This is a genomic window from Saccharomonospora iraqiensis subsp. paurometabolica YIM 90007 (assembly GCF_000231035.2).
Lineage (GTDB): Bacteria > Actinomycetota > Actinomycetes > Mycobacteriales > Pseudonocardiaceae > Saccharomonospora > Saccharomonospora paurometabolica.
The window spans coordinates 4,560-22,135 of record NZ_KI912261.1; the positions used below are offsets into that span (position 1 = coordinate 4,560).

14 protein-coding genes and 1 pseudogene are annotated in these 17,576 nt (G+C 73.1%); 5 read left to right on the forward strand and 10 right to left on the reverse strand.

Annotated features, from left to right (window positions below; genetic code table 11):
- A pseudogene (locus SACPADRAFT_RS33515) lies at positions 1–302 on the reverse strand (ABC transporter permease); the annotation flags it as partial.
- A 188-nt stretch (positions 303–490) separates the two neighbouring features.
- Between SACPADRAFT_RS33515 and SACPADRAFT_RS0222685 the strand changes: the two are divergent.
- Positions 491–1,789 carry a sensor histidine kinase gene (locus SACPADRAFT_RS0222685; protein WP_051442564.1) on the forward strand — a complete coding sequence of 433 codons (1,299 nt, stop codon included), beginning with the start codon at positions 491–493 and terminating at the stop codon, positions 1,787–1,789.
- Positions 1,786–2,424: a response regulator gene (locus SACPADRAFT_RS0222690; RefSeq protein ID WP_007024265.1), complete on the forward strand. Its 639-nt coding sequence runs from the start codon at positions 1,786–1,788 to the stop codon at positions 2,422–2,424. Before SACPADRAFT_RS0222685 ends, SACPADRAFT_RS0222690 begins: the two co-directional genes overlap by 4 nt.
- 21 nt (positions 2,425–2,445) lie before the next feature.
- Here the strand turns inward: SACPADRAFT_RS0222690 and SACPADRAFT_RS0222695 are convergent, their stop codons facing one another.
- The gene (locus SACPADRAFT_RS0222695; protein WP_157577308.1) at positions 2,446–4,143 is read right to left on the reverse strand and encodes a glycerol-3-phosphate dehydrogenase/oxidase; all 1,698 of its coding nucleotides are present in this window, start codon (positions 4,141–4,143) and stop codon (positions 2,446–2,448) included.
- 310 nt (positions 4,144–4,453) lie between these two features.
- On the opposite strand from SACPADRAFT_RS0222695, the gene SACPADRAFT_RS0222700 reads away from it, so the two are divergent.
- A complete protein-coding gene (locus SACPADRAFT_RS0222700; protein ID WP_007024267.1) occupies positions 4,454–5,383 on the forward strand; it encodes an MIP/aquaporin family protein in 930 nt (309 codons plus the stop codon).
- A gap of 71 nt (positions 5,384–5,454) precedes the next feature.
- On the forward strand, positions 5,455–6,984 hold the full coding sequence (glpK, locus tag SACPADRAFT_RS0222705) for a glycerol kinase GlpK (RefSeq protein ID WP_007024268.1): 1,530 nt from the start codon (positions 5,455–5,457) through the stop codon (positions 6,982–6,984).
- 110 nt (positions 6,985–7,094) lie between these two features.
- Here glpK and SACPADRAFT_RS0222710 read toward each other — a convergent pair whose 3' ends face one another.
- On the reverse strand, positions 7,095–7,892 hold the full coding sequence (locus tag SACPADRAFT_RS0222710; protein ID WP_007024269.1) for a VOC family protein: 798 nt from the start codon (positions 7,890–7,892) through the stop codon (positions 7,095–7,097).
- A 119-nt stretch (positions 7,893–8,011) separates the two neighbouring features.
- Entirely contained in the window at positions 8,012–9,409 is a 1,398-nt protein-coding gene (locus SACPADRAFT_RS0222715) for an NAD(P)H-quinone dehydrogenase (protein WP_007024270.1), read from the reverse strand.
- Positions 9,410–9,506: 97 nt separating this feature from the next.
- On the opposite strand from SACPADRAFT_RS0222715, the gene SACPADRAFT_RS0222720 reads away from it, so the two are divergent.
- On the forward strand, positions 9,507–9,959 hold the full coding sequence (locus SACPADRAFT_RS0222720; protein ID WP_007024271.1) for a gamma-glutamylcyclotransferase family protein: 453 nt from the start codon (positions 9,507–9,509) through the stop codon (positions 9,957–9,959).
- A gap of 65 nt (positions 9,960–10,024) precedes the next feature.
- Here SACPADRAFT_RS0222720 and SACPADRAFT_RS29370 read toward each other — a convergent pair whose 3' ends face one another.
- The 6 genes from SACPADRAFT_RS29370 to SACPADRAFT_RS29375 form a co-directional block, all read right to left on the reverse strand.
- Positions 10,025–10,951 (reverse strand): endonuclease domain-containing protein, encoded by a 927-nt coding sequence (locus SACPADRAFT_RS29370; RefSeq protein ID WP_007024272.1) that lies wholly within the window; start codon positions 10,949–10,951, stop codon positions 10,025–10,027.
- A 228-nt stretch (positions 10,952–11,179) separates the two neighbouring features.
- Positions 11,180–12,553: a M20 family metallopeptidase gene (locus tag SACPADRAFT_RS0222730; RefSeq protein ID WP_007024273.1), complete on the reverse strand. Its 1,374-nt coding sequence runs from the start codon at positions 12,551–12,553 to the stop codon at positions 11,180–11,182.
- A 217-nt stretch (positions 12,554–12,770) separates the two neighbouring features.
- Positions 12,771–13,091, reverse strand: a complete 321-nt coding sequence (locus tag SACPADRAFT_RS0222735) for a hypothetical protein (protein WP_007024274.1) — start codon at positions 13,089–13,091, stop codon at positions 12,771–12,773.
- Positions 13,092–13,151: 60 nt separating this feature from the next.
- Entirely contained in the window at positions 13,152–14,153 is a 1,002-nt protein-coding gene (meaB, locus tag SACPADRAFT_RS0222740) for a methylmalonyl Co-A mutase-associated GTPase MeaB (protein ID WP_007024275.1), read from the reverse strand.
- Between the two features lie 2 nt (positions 14,154–14,155).
- Positions 14,156–16,333 (reverse strand): methylmalonyl-CoA mutase, encoded by a 2,178-nt coding sequence (scpA, locus tag SACPADRAFT_RS0222745; RefSeq protein WP_007024276.1) that lies wholly within the window; start codon positions 16,331–16,333, stop codon positions 14,156–14,158.
- Positions 16,330–17,576 (reverse strand): methylmalonyl-CoA mutase family protein (locus tag SACPADRAFT_RS29375; RefSeq protein ID WP_007024277.1); only part of this gene is annotated, 1,247 nt, incomplete at its 5' end. The genes scpA and SACPADRAFT_RS29375, both read right to left, overlap by 4 nt.

Genomic DNA, 17,576 nt, shown 5'->3' on the forward strand with positions numbered 1-17,576 from the left:
TCGGCGCGTGCCCGGCCGATCGCGAGCGGGTCGGCGGCCTCGACACCCGGCCGGGCCGCCCATCCCCGCCGGACGTCCGCGGTGATCCGGGAGTCCGTGAACGACGGATCCCGCCCCTCCCCGAGGGCGCGGAACGCGATCCGGTCGGCGGGCAGCCCCGTGACCGCGGACGTGTTCTCCCGCGCCAGCCCCTCCGTCAGACCGGACAGCAAGCCCACCAGTGCCGTGATCAGCACGAGCACGGTGGCGACCAGGGCGAACCTCCCCCTGGCGAAGCGGAGGTCCCGCCATGCGACGAACACCGTCTCCTCCTCCTTTCCGACACGCCCCCGGCCGGGATCCCGGTCGGGGCCTCGACCGCCACCGTCCCCGGTGCGGGGGCCGCACGGCATCGCACCGGGGGACGGTCGTGCCGGTCCGGGGGATCGAGGCGCGTCTCCACCTTTCCGCCGATGCCGGCCCCCGGTCGGCGCCCTACCCTGGGGACACCGTGCTGCCCGACATCCCGAGCCCGGCCGTGCGCGGACTGACCGCCGCCGTGCACCTCGTCGCGGCCGTGCTGGTCACGACGGTCGTCGTCCGTGCGGTCACCGGCACGGCGGAACTCGCCGACGACCTCGTCCCGTTCGCGGGCCCGACCGCCGTGACGGCGGTGGCGGTGGCCTGGGCGTGCGGATACGCCGTCGGCGTGCTGGTGCCCGCCGTCACCCGCGCGACCGGCCGCGCGGCGGCCTGGCTGGCGGTGTCCGGTGTGCTCTGGCTCGTCCTGCTGGTGCTGACCGCCGACGCGGTCTGGCTCGCGTTCCCGCTGTTCTTCGCGCAGCTGTCGCTGCTGCCCACGCGGTGGGCGCTCCCGGTCGTGGTGCTCACCACCGGCGCGGCGATCGCCGGGTTCGGGTGGCACCACCACGAACTCACCGCCGCGACCGTCCTCGGCCCGGCTCTGGGCGCGCTGGTCGCCGTCGTCACGGTGCTCGGGTACCGGGCGCTGTACCGGGAGAGCGAGCGCCGCCGCAGGCTCCTGGTCACGCTCGGCCGGACCCGGGACGAGCTCGCCTCCGCCGAGCACCGGGCGGGGATGCTGGCCGAGCGGGAGCGGATGGCCCGCGAGATCCACGACACGGTCGCGCAGGGTCTGTCCAGCATCCAGCTGCTGCTGCGGGCCGCCGAACGCGCACTGGACGACCGGCCACCCCCCGGACCGGCGGATCCGGTCGCGGACCTCGTACGGCAGGCACGGGAGACCGCCGCGACCAACCTGGCCGAGGCGCGCCGGTTCGTCCGCGACCGACGGCCGGCCGCGCTCGACGGTACCTCGCTCCCCGAGGCGTTGCGGGGGCTGTGCGCACGGACGACCGGGGAGTCCGGACCCGTGGTGCGTTGTCACGTGTCCGGTGCCGCCGTGCCGCTGTCCTCGGCGACCGAGGCCGCCCTCTGGCGGGTCGCGCAGTCCGCGCTGGCGAACACCGTGGCCCACGCGCGGGCGGACCGTGCGGACGTGACACTCAGCTATATGGACACGGAGGTGGCGCTGGACGTGGTCGACGACGGCATCGGGTTCGACGACGATCCCACGACCGACCCCACGACCGGACCCGGCACCGCGGACACCCGGTGGGACGACGGCGGCTTCGGGTTGCGGGCCATGCGCGCGCGGGTCGAGGAGTTGGGCGGGTCCCTGGTCGTGGAGTCGGCGACCGGCCGGGGCACCGCCGTCGCGGCCACGGTGCCCGCCCGCACCGCCGGACCCGCCCCGGCCACCCCCGGGTCGGAGGGGGAAACCACGTGATCCGACTCCTGCTGGCCGACGACCATCCCGTGGTACGCACGGGACTGCGCGCACTGCTGGAGCGGGAGCCGGACTTCACCGTCGTGGCCGAGACCGGCGGCGCGGACGAGGCCGTACGCCTCGCCGGGCGGGGCGGGATCGACGTGGTGCTGATGGACCTGCGGTTCGGCCCGCCCACGGACACCACGACCACGGACGGCGCGACGGCCACGGCCCGCATCACCGCGGCGGACGACGCGCCCCGGGTCCTCGTGCTGACCACCTACGACACCGACGCCGACATCCTCGCCGCGATCGAGGCGGGCGCCACCGGCTACCTGCTCAAGGACGCGCCGCCGGAGGAACTCGCCGATGCCGTCCGCACCGCCGCGCACGGCCGTTCAGCCCTGTCGCCGTCGGTCGCGCACCGGCTGCTCGACCGGGTGCGCAACCCCGGTGCGGCACTGAGCCCCCGGGAAACCGAGGTGCTGGGCCTGGTGGCCGCGGGGCTGTCCAACCAGCGCATCAGCCGCCACCTGCACGTCAGCGAGGCGACGGTGAAATCCCACCTCGCCCACATCTACACCAAGCTGGACGTGGACTCCCGTACCGCGGCGGTCGCCGCCGCACGGCAGCGGGGCGTCCTCGGCAGCTGACCCGGCGCCGACGACGAGCCGTCAGTCCCCCACGTCCACCAGGCCGGAACGGGCCTCGGGCGCGGCGGAGCGCCGCTCGTCGGCGGCCGCGTCGTCGGGCTGCGACTGGGACGCGCGCTCGGCCTCCACCCGCTCCCGGTACACCTCGATCTCGCGGGCGGTCGTCTCCGCCGACCAGCCCAGCACCTCGGCCATCAGCTCCGCGACCTGGCGGGCGCAGTCCACACCCCGGTGCGGGTACTCGATCGAGATGCGGGTGCGGCGGGCGAGGACGTCCTCCAGGTGCAGCGCCCCCTCGTGGGACGCCGCGTAGGTGATCTCCACCCGCAGGTAGTCCGGAGCGGCGTCCAACGGCCGCAGCAGCTCGGGTCTGCCGTCGGCCTCGGCCAGCACCTGACCGATCAGCGACCCGTAACGGTCCAGCAGGTGCCGCACCCGGTACGGGTGCAGCCCGTGCCGGGCGCCGAGGTGGTCGGCCTGGTTGACCAGGGCGTGGTACCCGTCCGCGCCCACGAGGGGGACCTTGTCGGTGATCGACGGCCGCGCCCGGCCCGGCAGGTCCGCGGCCGCCGCGTCGACCGCGTCGGCCGCCATCACCCGGTAGGTGGTGTACTTCCCGCCCGCGATCGCGACGAAGCCCGGGGCCACCCGGGAGACGGCGTGTTCGCGGGACAGCTTCGAGGTCTCCTCGCTCTCCCCCGCGAGCAACGGGCGCAGACCGGCGTAGACGCCCTCGATGTCGTCGTGCGTCAGCGGCCGCGCGAGCACCTCGTTGACGTGGTCGAGGATGTAGTCGATGTCGTGCCGGGTGGCCGCCGGGTGGGCCAGGTCGAGGTGCCAGTCGGTGTCGGTGGTGCCGAGGATCCAGTGGTTGCGCCACGGGATGACGAACAGCACCGACTTCTCCGTGCGCAGGATGAGGCCGGACTCGGAGATGATGCGGTCGCGGGGCACCACGATGTGCACGCCCTTGCTCGCCCGGACCCGGAACCGACCCCGGCTGCCCGAGGCGTGCTGCAGCTCGTCGGTCCACACGCCCGCGGCGTTGACCACGACCGCGGCCCCGACGTCGGCCTCGTCACCGGTCTCGACGTCGCGCACCCGCACCCCGGACACCCGGTCGGCCTCCCGCAGGAAGTCCACCACCTGGGTGGACGTGCGCACCACGGCACCGTAGTGGGCCGCCGTGCGCGCGACGGTCATCGTGTGCCGGGCGTCGTCGGCCAGCGCGTCGTAGTACCGGACGCCCCCGACGAGGGCGTCGCGTTTGAGGGCGGGAACCATCCGCAGGGCCCCCGCCCGGGTCAGGTGCTTCTGTCCCGGCACCGACCGGGACCCGCCCATCGTGTCGTAGAGCAGCAGCCCTGCGGCGGTGTAGGGCCGCTCCCACACCCGGTGGGTGAGCGGGTAGAGGAAGCTCACCGGCTTGACCAGGTGCGGCGCCAGCCGGGTCAGCATCAGCTCCCGTTCCCGCAACGCCTCCCGCACCAGTCCGAACTCGAGCTGCTCCAGGTAGCGCAGTCCACCGTGGAACAGCTTGCTGGACCGGCTGGAGGTGCCCGAGGCGAAGTCGCGCGCCTCGACCAGCGCCACCCGCAGGCCCCGCGTCGCCGCGTCGAGCGCCGTCCCGGCACCCACCACACCGCCGCCGATCACCACGACGTCGAACGTCTCCTCGCGCAGCCGCCGCCACGAGTCCTCGCGGTCGGCCGGTCCCATCGACACGGTCACGTGTGTTCCCTCCTCACGAGCGTCCGGCGCCGGCGGGCAGGTGGTCGCGCCGTCGTCCACCCCCAGCATCCCACGCCGACGCCGGGTCCGGGCGACTCGAAGGCGCGGCGGGGGGCGGTCGGTCGACCACCGGAACGGTTCCGCTCCCCCGTCCGGCCGAACCGGCGGGCCGAACCGGTGGATCCGCACACGTCCGTGGCGGCCACCGCCGCTGCCGCCGTTCGACCGCTGCGGGGGCATTGTCCGCGTGGGACGATGGATCGGACCTGGCAACGAGGCCACTTCCCGAGGAGGGCGGATGAGCGCGACCGCGGAGCAGAGCCGTTCCGGTGGGTGGGCACGAATCAGACAAGGTACCGGCGGGGAGCTGCTGGCCGAGTTCCTCGGTACCGCGGTCCTGCTGATGTTCGGCGCCGGCTCGGTGGCCGTCGCCCTCGCGGGGCTTCCCGGCTCGGGCAGGCAGTTCGACGAGTTCGGACCGGGCAACTGGCTGATCATCGCGTTCGGCTGGGCGCTGGCGGTGGCGTTCGGTGTGTACGTCGCGGGCGGGGTCAGCGGCGCACACATCAACCCGGCGGTCACGCTGGCCTTCGCGGTGAGCCGGAAGTTTCCCTGGATCAAGGTGATCCCGTACTGGATCGCGCAGACCCTGGGCGCCTTCGCCGGCGCGGCGGTGGTCTACGCCGTCTACAACGACGCGATCGAGGTGTTCAACGAGTCCGAGGGCCTCGCCCGGGACGAGTCCGTGCCGAGCTTCTCGATCTTCGCGACGTTCCCCGCGGAATACTTCGGCGGCGGGGCGTGGGGCCCGTTCGTCGACCAGATCGTGGGCACCGCGCTGCTGGTGGGCGTCATCGCCGCACTGATCGACAACCGGAACATGGCCCCGGGGCCGACCGCTAACTTCGGCCCCTGGGCGATCGGGTTCGTGGTGGGCGCGATCGGCCTCAGCTTCGGTACCGGCGCCGGGTACGCGATCAACCCGGCGCGTGACTTCGGCCCCCGGTTCTTCACGTGGCTGGCGGGATGGGGCGAGACGGCGTTCCCCGGCAACGGGGACTGGTTCAGCAACTACTGGTGGATCCCGATCGTCGGGCCGCTGATCGGCGGTGTGCTCGGCATCCTCATCTACGACTTCTTCATCGGCCAGGTGCTCCATGCCCGCGAGTTCCCCGAGGGCATGGAGAAGCCGCCACCGGGGCGCGTGCCCGGCTCCGACGAGGACTGACCGCCACGACATCCGATGCGGGACGCCACCGCCGCGGGCCGCGGGGCCCGAGAGGAGACAGGAGACGACGTATGGCCTCGTACATCGCCGCCATCGACCAGGGGACCACGTCCACCCGGACGATGATCTTCGACCACTCCGGTCGGGTGGTGGCCTCCGACCAGCGTGAACACCGGCAGATCTTCCCGGAGGCGGGTTGGGTCGAGCACGACGCGGAGGAGATCTGGGCGAACACCCGGGCCACCGCCGCGGGCGCCCTGGCCGCGGGCGACCTGACCGCCTCCGAGATCGCCGCGGTGGGGATCACCAACCAGCGGGAGACGACGCTGGTGTGGGACCGGCACACCGGCAAGCCGGTCTACAACGCGATCGTCTGGCAGGACACCCGCACCGACCGCATCATCACCGAACTCGGCGAACTCGGTGGCGGGCAGGAGCGGTACCGGGACATCACCGGGCTCCCGCTGGCGACCTACTTCTCCGGCCCGAAGGTGAAGTGGATCCTGGACAACGTCGAGGGCGTCCGCGAGCGCGCCGAGGCGGGGGACCTGCTGTTCGGGAACATGGACACCTGGGTGCTGTGGAACATGACCGGCGGCGTCGACGGCGGCCTGCACGTCACCGACCCGACCAACGCCTCCCGCACCCTGCTGATGAATCTCGACACGCTGTCCTGGGACGAGAGCATCGCCGCCGACATGGGCATCCCGATGTCGGTGCTGCCGGACATCCGCTCGTCGTCGGAGACCTACGGCACCACCCGCGAACGCGGCGCACTGGGCGGCGTGCCGATCGCGGGCATCCTCGGCGATCAGCAGGCGGCCACCTTCGGCCAGGCCTGCCTGTCCGTCGGCGAGGCGAAGAACACCTACGGCACCGGCAACTTCGTCCTGCTCAACACCGGCACCGAGAAGGTGATGTCGGAGAACGGACTGCTCACCACGGTCTGCTACAAGATCGGCACGAACGCACCGGTGTACGCGCTGGAGGGCGCGATCGCCGTCACCGGGTCGCTGGTCCAGTGGCTGCGGGACAACCTGAACATGATCGGCTCGGCGGCCGAGATCGAGAACCACGCCCGCACCGTGGAGGACAACGGCGGCGCCTACTTCGTGCCCGCGTTCTCCGGCCTGTTCGCCCCGTACTGGCGCTCGGACGCCCGCGGCGCGATCGTGGGCCTCACCCGGTACGTCAACAAGGGCCACCTCGCCCGCGCGGTGCTGGAGGCGACGGCGTTCCAGACCCGCGAGGTCATCGACGCCATGAACGCCGACTCCGGCGTGCCGTTGAAGACGCTCAAGGTGGACGGCGGCATGGTGGTCAACGACCTGCTGATGCAGTTCCAGGCGGACATCCTGGGCGTGTCGGTCATCCGGCCGCAGGTCAGCGAGACCACCGCGCTCGGCGCCGCCTACGCGGCCGGGCTCGCCGTCGGCTTCTGGGCGAGCGAGGACGACATCCGCGCCAACTGGTCCGAGGACAAGCGGTGGGAGCCGTCGATGGACGAGACCCGCCGGGCGCGTGAGTACCGCAACTGGAAGAAGGCGGTCACCAAGACGTTCGGCTGGGTCGAGCAGGAGAGCTCCGAGCAGCAGGGCTGAATGAAGCCCGCAGCGCTGACTGAAGCGCGGCGGGCGGAACGACGGAGGGAGCTCCCGGGGCGGGAGCCGTCGGGTGGGTGGTTCCCCGACGACCCCCGCCCCGGCCCACGTCAGGTGGCTGCGGTCAGCTCCGGCTCGGCGGTGACCGACAGCAGGGAGAACGACACCCCCTGGTTGTCGGTGACCATCGAGTACCGCCCGTACGGGGTGTCCGTCGGGTCGGCCAGCACGCGCCCGCCCAGCCGGTCGACCTCGGCCACCGCGGCGTCGGTGTCCGGCACACCGAAGTAGACCATCCAGTGCGGCGGTACGTCGGCGGGGACGTCGTCCGGCAGCAGCCCGAGCCCCCCGACCGGACGTCCGTCGACCAGCATCGTGGCGTAGGTGTACTGGTCGTCGGACATGTCGTCGAACCCGTAGCCGAACACGGCGGCGTAGAAGTCCCGGGCGGTGTCGAAGTCGCGCACCATGCACTCGTTCCACAGCACCGACGAGGGCGTGTCGGTCAGCCGCGCGCCGATGTGCCCGCCCGCCTGCCAGAGGCCGAACGCGGCACCCACCGGGTCGGCGGCCACCGCCATCCGTCCGTGCGCCATCACGTCGACCGGCGGCACCAGCAGGGTGCCGCCCGCGTCGGTGACCGCCGCGGCCGTGCGGTCCAGGTCCGAGGTGGCGAGGTAGGTCGTCCATACCGCCGGGGCGTCCTCCCCGGCGGGACTCCCGCCCAGCCCGGCGACGGCGCGGCCGTCGACCGAGCACATGAGGTAGTTGTCCGACTCGTCGCCCTGGTCGGTGAACTGCCACCCGAGCAGGGCGCCGTAGAAGTCCATCGCCATCCGCGGGTCGGGCACCATCAGGTCGACCCAGCACGGGGTGCCGTCGGGCCAGGGTGTGTCACGCAGAGTCATCGTCAGCGCTCCAGTGTTCGCCCGGATGTCGTCACATCCAGCATGAGCGCCGACGCACCCACCCGCAACGTCACCACCGCCCGGGCGGGTGTGCCCCGGCAACACCCCCGCGAGCGGCGTCAGTCCAGGTCGTCGTGCCGCATGAGCTGCCGCCCGGCCTCGGTGATCGAACCGGACAGCGACGGGTACACGGAGAACGTGAGCGCGAGGTTGTCCACGGTGAGCTGGTTCTGCACCGCGAGCGCGATCGGCAGGATCAGCTCGCTCGCGGTCGGGGCGACCACCACCCCGCCCACGACGACACCGGTCGCCGGCCGGCAGAACAGCTTCACGAACCCGTGCCGCAGGCCCTCCATCTTCGCCCGGGGGTTGGTGGACAACGGCAGCATGATCGTGCGGGCGGGGACCTCGCCCGAGTCGACGGCCTGCTGGCTCACGCCCACCGTCGCGATCTCGGGGTGGGTGAAGACGTTGGCCGCCACCGTGCGCAGCCGGATCGGGGTGACCCCCTCGCCGAGCGCGTGCCACATCGCGGTCCGGCCCTGCATGCTCGCGACCGAGGCCAGCATCATCGTCCCGGTGCAGTCCCCCGCGGCGTAGACGCCGGGAGCGGTGGTGCGCGAGACCCGGTCCACGTTGATGAAGCCACCGGGCCCGGGCTCGATCCCCACCCGGTCGAGCCCGATGTCGTCGGTGTTCGGCACCGAGCCGACCGTCATCAGGGCGTGGCTGGCCTCGATCTCCCTGCCGTCGGTGAGGTGGATGCGCACCCCGTCGTCGGTGCGCTCGACCCGGTCGGCCCGGGCGTGCTTGACCACGGTGGTGCCGCGTTGGGAGAAGACCTCCTCCAGGACGGCGGCGGCGTCGGCGTCCTCGTGCGGCAGCACCCGGTCCCGGCTGGAGACGACGGTGACCTTGACACCCATCTCGGTGTAGGCCGAGGCGAACTCGGCGCCGGTGACCCCGGAGCCGATCACGGCGAGATGCTCGGGCAGCTCCGGCAGGGTGTACAGCTGGCGCCAGTCGAGGATGCGCTCGCCGTCGGGCACCGCACCGGGCAGCACCCTCGGTGTCGCCCCGGTGGCGACCAGCACCACGTCGGCGTCCAGCAGTTCCTCGGTACCGTCCGGCGTCCTCACCCCGATGCGGTGCGTGGCGAGCCCGGGTTCCGTGTCGCGGAACCGGGCCGTGCCCGCCACGATCCGCACGCCCTCCCGCTGGACCCGGGCGCGGACGTCGGCCGACTGGGCCAGCGCGAGGCCGCGCACCCGGCCGTGCACCGTGGGCAGGTCGATGTGCGGCCTGGCGACCTGGATGCCGAGTTCCGGGAAGCCGTGCAGCCCGGCGCGGGCGCCGGAGGAGGCGATGAAGGTCTTCGAGGGGACGCAGTCGTAGAGCACGCAGGCGCCGCCGAGGCCGTCCCGCTCCACCACGGTGACCTCGCCGCCGTGTTGCGCGGCGACCAGCGCCGCCTCGTACCCGGCCGGGCCGCCACCCATGATCACGATTCTGCTCAACTCGACTCCCTCCACACGCCTGCTGCCCGTCCAACTCTAAGAGGCGACACGCGGAGTGCGGCCTTTCGGGTGAGCCGGTGGTCGTTACCCTGGAGTCGTGCCCCTGTATGCCGCGTACGGGTCCAACATGGACCCCGCTCAGATGTCGGACCGAGCCCCGCACTCCCCGATGGCCGGAACCGGCTGGCTGGAGGGTTGGCGGCTCACCTTCGGTGGCGAGGACCTGAACTGGGAAGGTGCGCTGGCGACCATCGTCGAGGATCCCGGCTCCCGTGTCTTCGTCGTGCTGTACGACGTCACACAGTTGGATGAATCACGGCTGGACCAGTGGGAAGGCGGCGAACTCGGCCTGCACACCAAGATCAGGTTGCGGGTGCAGACCATGGACGGGTCGGTCCTGGCCTGGTTGTACGTCCTGGACGCCTACGAGGGCGGCCTCCCGTCGGCCCGCTACCTCGGCGTGCTGGCCGACGCCGCCGAGGCCGCGGGCGCCCCCGCCGACTACGTCGACGACCTCCGCACCCGCCCCTGCAAACGCATCGGCCCCTGACCCCACCCCCGCGAGTCGCCACTTCAGGACCGCGAGTTGCCACCTCGGGACCGCGAGTCGCCCCTTCAGACCCGTGAGTCGCCACTCCCGTTCCACAGCGGCAGTCCGCGGCGACGGAGGAGCTCCCGGACCTCGCTGCGCAACCGTGCGGGTTCGACCAGGTCCCGCGCATCCGCACGCACCACGGTCCAGCCCCTCCTGCGCAGATCCTCGTCCCGGGCCGCGTCGGAGTCCCGACGCCCCTCGTGCCACCGGTACCCGTCGTACTCCACGGCGACCCGCACCTCCCGCCACGCGAAGTCGAGCCGATAGAGCACGACACCGCGGTGGTCGAGGACCGGGACCTGCTGCTCGGGCACCGGCAGTCCCCCGTCGACGAGGGTGAGCAGCACCCCGCTCTCGGCGGGCGACTCGGCCAGTCCCGACGCCAGCGTCAGCAGCTCGTGGGCCTGTCGACGTCCCCGTATGTCGGGCCTGCGGTCGACACGGCCGGCCACCAGGGTGCGGAACGCCTCGCGCTCGTGTTCGGCCAGCAGTCGCAGCGTCGCGTCCGCGCAGGCCAGCGCCGTGCGCCGGGAACCGCGGCAGAGCACCTCCGCCAAGGCCGCCTGCGGGACGTGGACCCGGAGCCCTGCGACGGCGTCGACGTCCGCGCCGTCGACGGTGCCCTGGTGCGTGACGAGCCCCGTGCGCCGGTAGGTCCGGCGGGTGTACGGGACGAGCAGGTGCACCGGTGCCGTCTCCGCAGCGGCGCATCCGTGCACGGCGAGGGCGCTCTGTCCGCTGAGCACCGCTGTGTCACCGACGGTGAGCAGCGCCGCCGCCGCGCGGGTGTGGAATTCGCCGACGCGGCGCGCCTCGACGACGACCGTGCGGGAGAAGCTCGTCAGACGGCCCTCGCGCAGCGCGGCGCGGAGTGCGCCCCGCCCGATGAGTGCGGCCAGGTCGCTGCGGAGATGGGCACCGTGCAGTCCGTGCGGGAGTGAGGTCATGTCCGCACTCTGCGCGAGCACGGTGCCCCGGGCGCGGAGTTACCCACAGTCCTGTGGACAGCTCCCACCCCTGTGGACAACGTCAGCGCGAGCGGACCGTCGGCTCACCGTCCCAGGGTGGCAACTCGCGGGTCCGGGGTGGCGACTCGCGGGTCCGGGGTGGCGACTCGCGGGGCTGGGGTGGCGACTCGCGGGGCTGGGGTGGCGACTCGCGGTCGGGCAGGGTGGTCAGGTGAGGGCGGCGAGGGCGGTGTGGGTGAGGGTGCGGACGCCGGCCAGGAGGGCGCGTTCGTCCAGGTCGAACGTCGGCTGGTGCAGGTCGCGTGTCGGGCCCTCACCGGGCCACACGCCGAGGCGGGCGAACGCGCCCGGCACGTGCTCCAGGTACCACCCGAAGTCCTCGCCGCCGGAGGACTGCTCGGTGCCCACCAGCGCGTCCGTGCCCAGGGCGGCCTCGACGGCGGTGCGCAGCAGGCCGGTGCTCTCCGGCTCGCTGACCACCGGGGGCACCCCCCGCCGGTAGTTCAGCTCGTGCCCGACGCCGGTCGGCGCGAGCAGGGCCTGCACCGACGACTCGACCAGCGGCTCCAGCTGGGTCCACGTCTCGTGATCGGCCGTGCGCAGCGTGCCGCGCAGCAGCCCCTCCTCCGGCACCGCGTTGGCGGCCTCCCCGGCGTGCACCGCACCCCACACCAGCACCGTGCCCGAACGCGGGTCCACCCGCCGGGAGAGCACCGACGGCAGGGAGGTGATCACCGTGCCGAGCGCGTGCACGAGGTCGGCGGTCAGGTGCGGACGCGAGGTGTGCCCGCCCGGCGAACTCAGCCGCAGCTCCACCAGGTCGGCCGCCGAGGTGAGCGCCCCCACCCGGGTGCCGATCGTGCCCGCCCGCAGCCGGGGGTCGCAGTGCAGGCCGAAGATCCGGTCGACCCCGTCGAGCACACCCGCCTCGATGGCGTCCAGCGCCCCGCCCGGCATGACCTCCTCGGCGGGTTGGAAGATCAGCCGCACCCGGCCGGGCAGTTCCGGCGCGCTCGCCAGGGCGAGGCCGGTGGCCAGCAGCACCGTCGTGTGCGCGTCGTGGCCGCAGGCGTGCGCCACGCCGTCCACGCGGGAGGCGAACGGCAGTCCGGTCGCCTCGGTCAGGGGGAGTGCGTCGAGGTCCGCCCGCAGGGCCACGCACGACGGGCCGTCGCCGATGTCGCAGACGACCCCGGTGCCGCCGGGCAGCACCCACGGCTTCAGCCCGGCCGAGCGCAGCAGCGTCGTCACCAATTCCGTGGTGCCGTACTCGCGGCGCGCCAGCTCGGGGTTGGTGTGGATGTGCCTGCGCCAGGCCACGACGTCGGAGGCGTACTCGGCCAGCCACCCGTCGAGCCAGTCGGGCCCGCGCCCCCGGCCGGGGTCGTCCACGTCCGTGCCGACCCCGCCGGAGAGGTCCGGGTCGGATCCGGTGAGCAGCACCCCCGCCGATCCCCCGGACTCCCCGGAACCCGCGATCTCCGCGGTCTCCGAGATCTCCGAGATCTCCGCGTTCTCCGCGGGATCGGACCCGGGATCGGGCTCCCCGGGTCGTTCGGGCCGCGAGTCGAGAACGGTCACGCCGCACCTCCGCACGTACCCAGCTGGGCGCGGACAGGCAGCTCCGGCGTCCGCTGGTCGGTTCTCCATGGATAGGTCATTGCCGTACGCATCTGCTCTCAGTTTGACACCAACCAGAGTATGCGTAACCCGGATGTCCTAGCACAGAGACGGAAGGTCGCCCGTTTGCGCTAAACGGTGACGCTCGGTTCGGTGACGCTGTGCGGTGACCGACCGCTCACCCGCCGCTCTCCGACCGCTTCTTCCGGTACCACCGACCCCACAGGACGATACCCAGCAGGATCGCCGCGGCCACGCCGACGACGAGCTTGCTGTTGTCCTCCTCGGCCTCCTCGCGGGTGGTGGAGTCGAGCTCGGGCCCGGGCGGCGGGCTCTCCCCGGTCTCGTCGGTCTGCGCCACGGCCGGGAGCCCGGCCGGTTCCGCCGGTGCGGCGACGGCCCCCGGCGCGGGACCGACGGGGCCGACACCCACGGCGACGGCGGACACGGCGAGGACGAACACGGTGAGGACACTGAGCACAACGGCATACACACGCACGGCGAACAGTGTGCCCGGTCCGGGCGTGCCGCGTCAGTCCCCGTCCGCGGACACCGTCCGTCAGTCCCCGTCCACGGCCGGGACGCCGAACGCCTCGAGGATCCGTTCGGCCGCCAGGGTCGGCGTGCTGCGGCCCTCGCGCACGTCCCGTTCGACCTCCGCCACGACCGCGCGCACGGAGGTGTGCCCGGCGAGCCGGTCGAGCAGCTGTTCCCGCACCATCGACCAGGTCCAGTCCACCTGCTGCCGCCGCCGCTTGGCGGCCAGCTCCCCGGAGGCCGCCAGGGTGTCCCGGTGCCTGCCGAGCTGCTGCCACACGGTGTCCAGGCCGGTCCCGGTCATCCCGCTGCACGTGAGCACGGGCGGGGTCCACTCCGCGTGCGGCCCGTAGAGCATCCGCAGCGCCCCGGACAGCTCCCGCGCGGCCCGGCGGGCCTCCCGTTCGTGCTCGCCGTCGGCCTTGTTCACCGCGATCACGTCGGCGAGTTCCAGCACGCCCTTCTTGATCCCCTGCAGCTGGTCGCCCGTGCGGGCCAGGGTCAGGAACAGGAAGGAGTCGACCATGCCCGCCACGGTGACCTCGGACTGGCCGACCCCGACGGTCTCCACCAGCACGACGTCGTGGCCCGCGGCCTCCATCAGCACGATGGTCTCCCGGGTGGCCCGGGCCACCCCGCCGAGCGTGCCGGAGGTGGGTGAGGGCCGGATGAACGCCGCGGGGTCGACGGCGAGCCGCGCCATCCGCGTCTTGTCGCCCAGGATGCTGCCGCCGGTCCGGGTGGACGACGGGTCCACCGCCAGCACGGCCACCCGGTGCCCCTGCCCGGTCAGGGTGGTGCCGAGCTGGTCGATGAAGGTGGACTTGCCGACCCCGGGCACACCGGTGATGCCCACGCGGGCCGCGCCCCCGGAGTCCGGCAGCAGCGCGACCAGCAGGTCCTGGGCGGCACGGCGGTGGTCCGGACGCTGTGACTCGACGAGCGTGATCGCCCGCGCCAGGGTGCCGCGGTCGCCCGCCCGGACCCCCTCGGCCAGGGCGGCGACGTCGGGAACGGATGCCATGCCTACGAGTGTCGCGCCTCGAGCTGGTCGAGCAGGCCCAGGGCGGCCTCGGCGATCACGGTGCCCGGCCCGAACACCGCCACCGCGCCCGCCTCGTGCAGCGCGTCGTGGTCCTGGGGCGGGATCACCCCGCCGCACACGATCAGGATGTCCGGCCTGCCCAGCTCGGCGAGTTCGGCCCGCAGCGCGGGGACCAGGGACAGATGCCCCGCCGCCAGGGACGACACGCCCACGATGTGCACGTCGGACTCCACGGCCTGCCGTGCGACCTCGGCGGGGGTGGAGAACAGCGGGCCGACGTCGACGTCGAAACCGATGTCGGCGAACGCGGTCGAGATCACCTTCTGCCCGCGGTCGTGGCCGTCCTGGCCCATCTTGGCCACCAGGATGCGCGGCCTGCGGCCCTCGGCCCCGGCGAAGCGGTCCACCCGCTCCCGGGCCGCCGTCACGTCCGGCGACTCGCCGACCTCCTCGCGGTACACCCCGGAGAGCGTACGGATCTGTCCGGAGTGCCGCCCCCAGACCTGCTCCAGCGCCTCGGAGATCTCCCCGACGGTGGCCTTCGCCCGTGCGGCGTCGACGGCCAGCTCCAGCAGGTTGCCGTCCCCCTCGGCACCCGCGGTGAGCCTGCGCAGTGCCTCGGCGGTGGCCTCGGGGTCCCGTTCGGCGCGCAGCCGCTCCAGTTTCGCCAGCTGCTGCGCCCGGACCTCCTCATTGTCGATCTTGAGCACGTCCAGGACGTCCTCGGACTCCTCCGCGCCGACGCGGTGGGTGTTCACGCCCACGACCGGCTGCCTGCCGGAGTCGATGCGCGCCTGGGTGCGGGCGGCGGCCTCCTCGATGCGCAGCTTCGGGATGCCCGCGTCGATGGCGGCGGCCATGCCCCCCGCCGACTCGACCTCCTCCAGGTGCGCCCACGCCCGGTCCGCGAGGTCGTGGGTGAGCCGCTCGACGAACGCGCTGCCGCCCCACGGGTCGACCACCCGGGTCGTGCCGGACTCCTGCTGCAACAGCAGCTGGGTGTTGCGGGCGATCCGCGCGCTGGTGTCGGTGGGCAGGGCCAGCGCCTCGTCGAGGGCGTTGGTGTGCAGCGACTGGGTGTGCCCCTGGGTGGCGGCCATCGCCTCCACGCAGGTCCGCACCACGTTGTTGTAGACGTCCTGGGCGGTGAGCGACCAGCCGGAGGTCTGGCTGTGCGTACGCAGGCTGAGCGACTTGTCGTCGGCCGGCCCGAACCGCTTGACCAGCCTCGCCCACAGCAGACGCGCGGCCCGCAGCTTGGCGACCTCGGTGAAGAAGTTCATCCCGATGCCGAAGAAGAACGACAACCGCGGGGCGAACGCGTCGATGTCCAGCCCGGCGTCCAGCCCGGCGCGCAGGTACTCCACCCCGTCGGCCAGGGTGTAGGCCAGCTCCAGGTCGGCGGTGGCCCCGGCCTCCTGCATGTGGTAGCCGGAGATCGAGATCGAGTTGAACTTCGGCATCCGCCGCGAGGTGTAGGAGAAGATGTCGGAGATGATCCGCATCGACGGCTGCGGCGGGTAGATGTAGGTGTTGCGGACCATGAACTCCTTGAGGATGTCGTTCTGGATGGTCCCGGTGAGCTTCTCCGGCGGCACCCCCTGCTCCTCGGCGGCCACGACGTAGAGCGCCAGCACCGGCAGCACGGCACCGTTCATCGTCATGGACACACTCATTTTGTCCAGCGGGATGCCGTCGAAGAGTTGCCGCATGTCGAGGATCGAGTCGATCGCCACCCCGGCCATCCCGACGTCGCCGGCCACCCGCGGGTGGTCGGAGTCGTAGCCGCGGTGGGTGGCCAGGTCGAACGCCACCGACAGGCCCTTCTGCCCCGCGGCGAGGTTGCGCCGGTAGAACGCGTTCGACTCGGCGGCCGTGGAGAACCCCGCGTACTGGCGGATCGTCCACGGCTGGTTCGTGTACATCGTCGGGTACGGCCCACGCACGTACGGCGCGATGCCGGGATAGGTGTGCAGGTGGTCGACCCCGTCGAGGTCCTCGGCGGTGTAGAGCGGCCGGACGTCGATGCCCTCCGGGGTCCGGCCGGTCAGGGCGTCGACGTCCTTGCCGGTGCGGGCCCGCAGCGCCTCGGCCCACTCCCGCCGGTCGTGCGGCCGCGGCGTGCCGAGGTCGACGTCGGTGAAGTCGGGGATGCTCATCGGGCGACTCCGAGGGTGTCGAGGGTGCCGGACAGGACCGCGAGCGCGTCGCATCCGGCGTGGACGTAGCCGTCGACGTGGGTGTGGTCAGCGGGTTTCCCGGCCAGCAGGACCGTGGCCGCCCCGGCGTCGTGCAGGGCCGCGGCGACCCGTTCGGCCTGTGCGGCGTAGGCGGTGTCGGTGCCGCACAGGCACGCCACGGTGGTGCCGCTGTCCCGGAAGGCGGCCACCAGGGCGTCGAGGTCGGCGGTCTCGCCCGGATCCACGGGTTCCATCCCGCCCGCCTGGAACAGGTTGGCCGCGAACGTCGCCCGCGCGGTGTGTTCGGCCAGCGTGCCCAGGGTCGCCAGGAAGACCCGGGGCCTGCGGCCGTGCCGCACGAGGTGGGTGTCCGCGCGGTCGCGCAGCTCCTCGTACTCGCGGGCGTACCGGACACGGGGCAGACCGCCGGTCTCGACCGGCCCGGGTGCGGGCGTGCGCTCCGGCAGCGACTCGTCCGGCAGCGGGAACTCGCTGACCCCGGTGATCGCCCGGGTGCGGGTGGCCAGCCTGCGGGACCGGGCGTCCGAGGTCGCGGCCAGCCGGTCCGCCAGCGCACCGGAGTCCAGTTCGGCCTCGATCCCCCCGGCGCCCTCGATCGCGGTGAACTCCCGCCACGCCGCGTGGGCGAGCGCGTCGGTGAGGTTCTCCACGTAGTACGACCCGCCCGCCGGGTCGATCACGGCGGCGAGTTTCGACTCCTGGAGCAGGATGGCCTGCGTGTTGCGGGCCAGCCGCCGGGAGAACCGGTCGGGCAGGCCGAGCGCGGTGTCGTACGGGAGCACGGTGACCGCGTCGGCGCCGCCGGTTCCGGCCGCGAAGCAGGCGACGGTGGTGCGCAGCATGTTCACCGCCGGGTCCCGGCGGGTCAGCATCGCGGGCGAGGTGACGGCGTGCTGCCGCATCGGCACGTCCGGCGCCCCGCTGACCTCGGTGACCCGCGCCCAGAGCTTGCGCGCGGCGCGGAACTTGGCGGTGGTGGCGAACTGGTCGACGGTGGCGGCCAGCCGGAACTCCACGCACGCGGCGGCGTCCCCGACCGACATCCCGGCCGCGGTCAGCGCCCGCAGGTAGGCCACCCCGGTGGCGATCGCCGCACCGAGTTCCTGCGCGTCGGAGCCGCCCGCCTCGTGGTAGGGCAGCCCGTCGGCCACGAGCCCCCGGAGGTCCGGATACCGCCCGGCGACCCGGGCGGCCAGCTCCG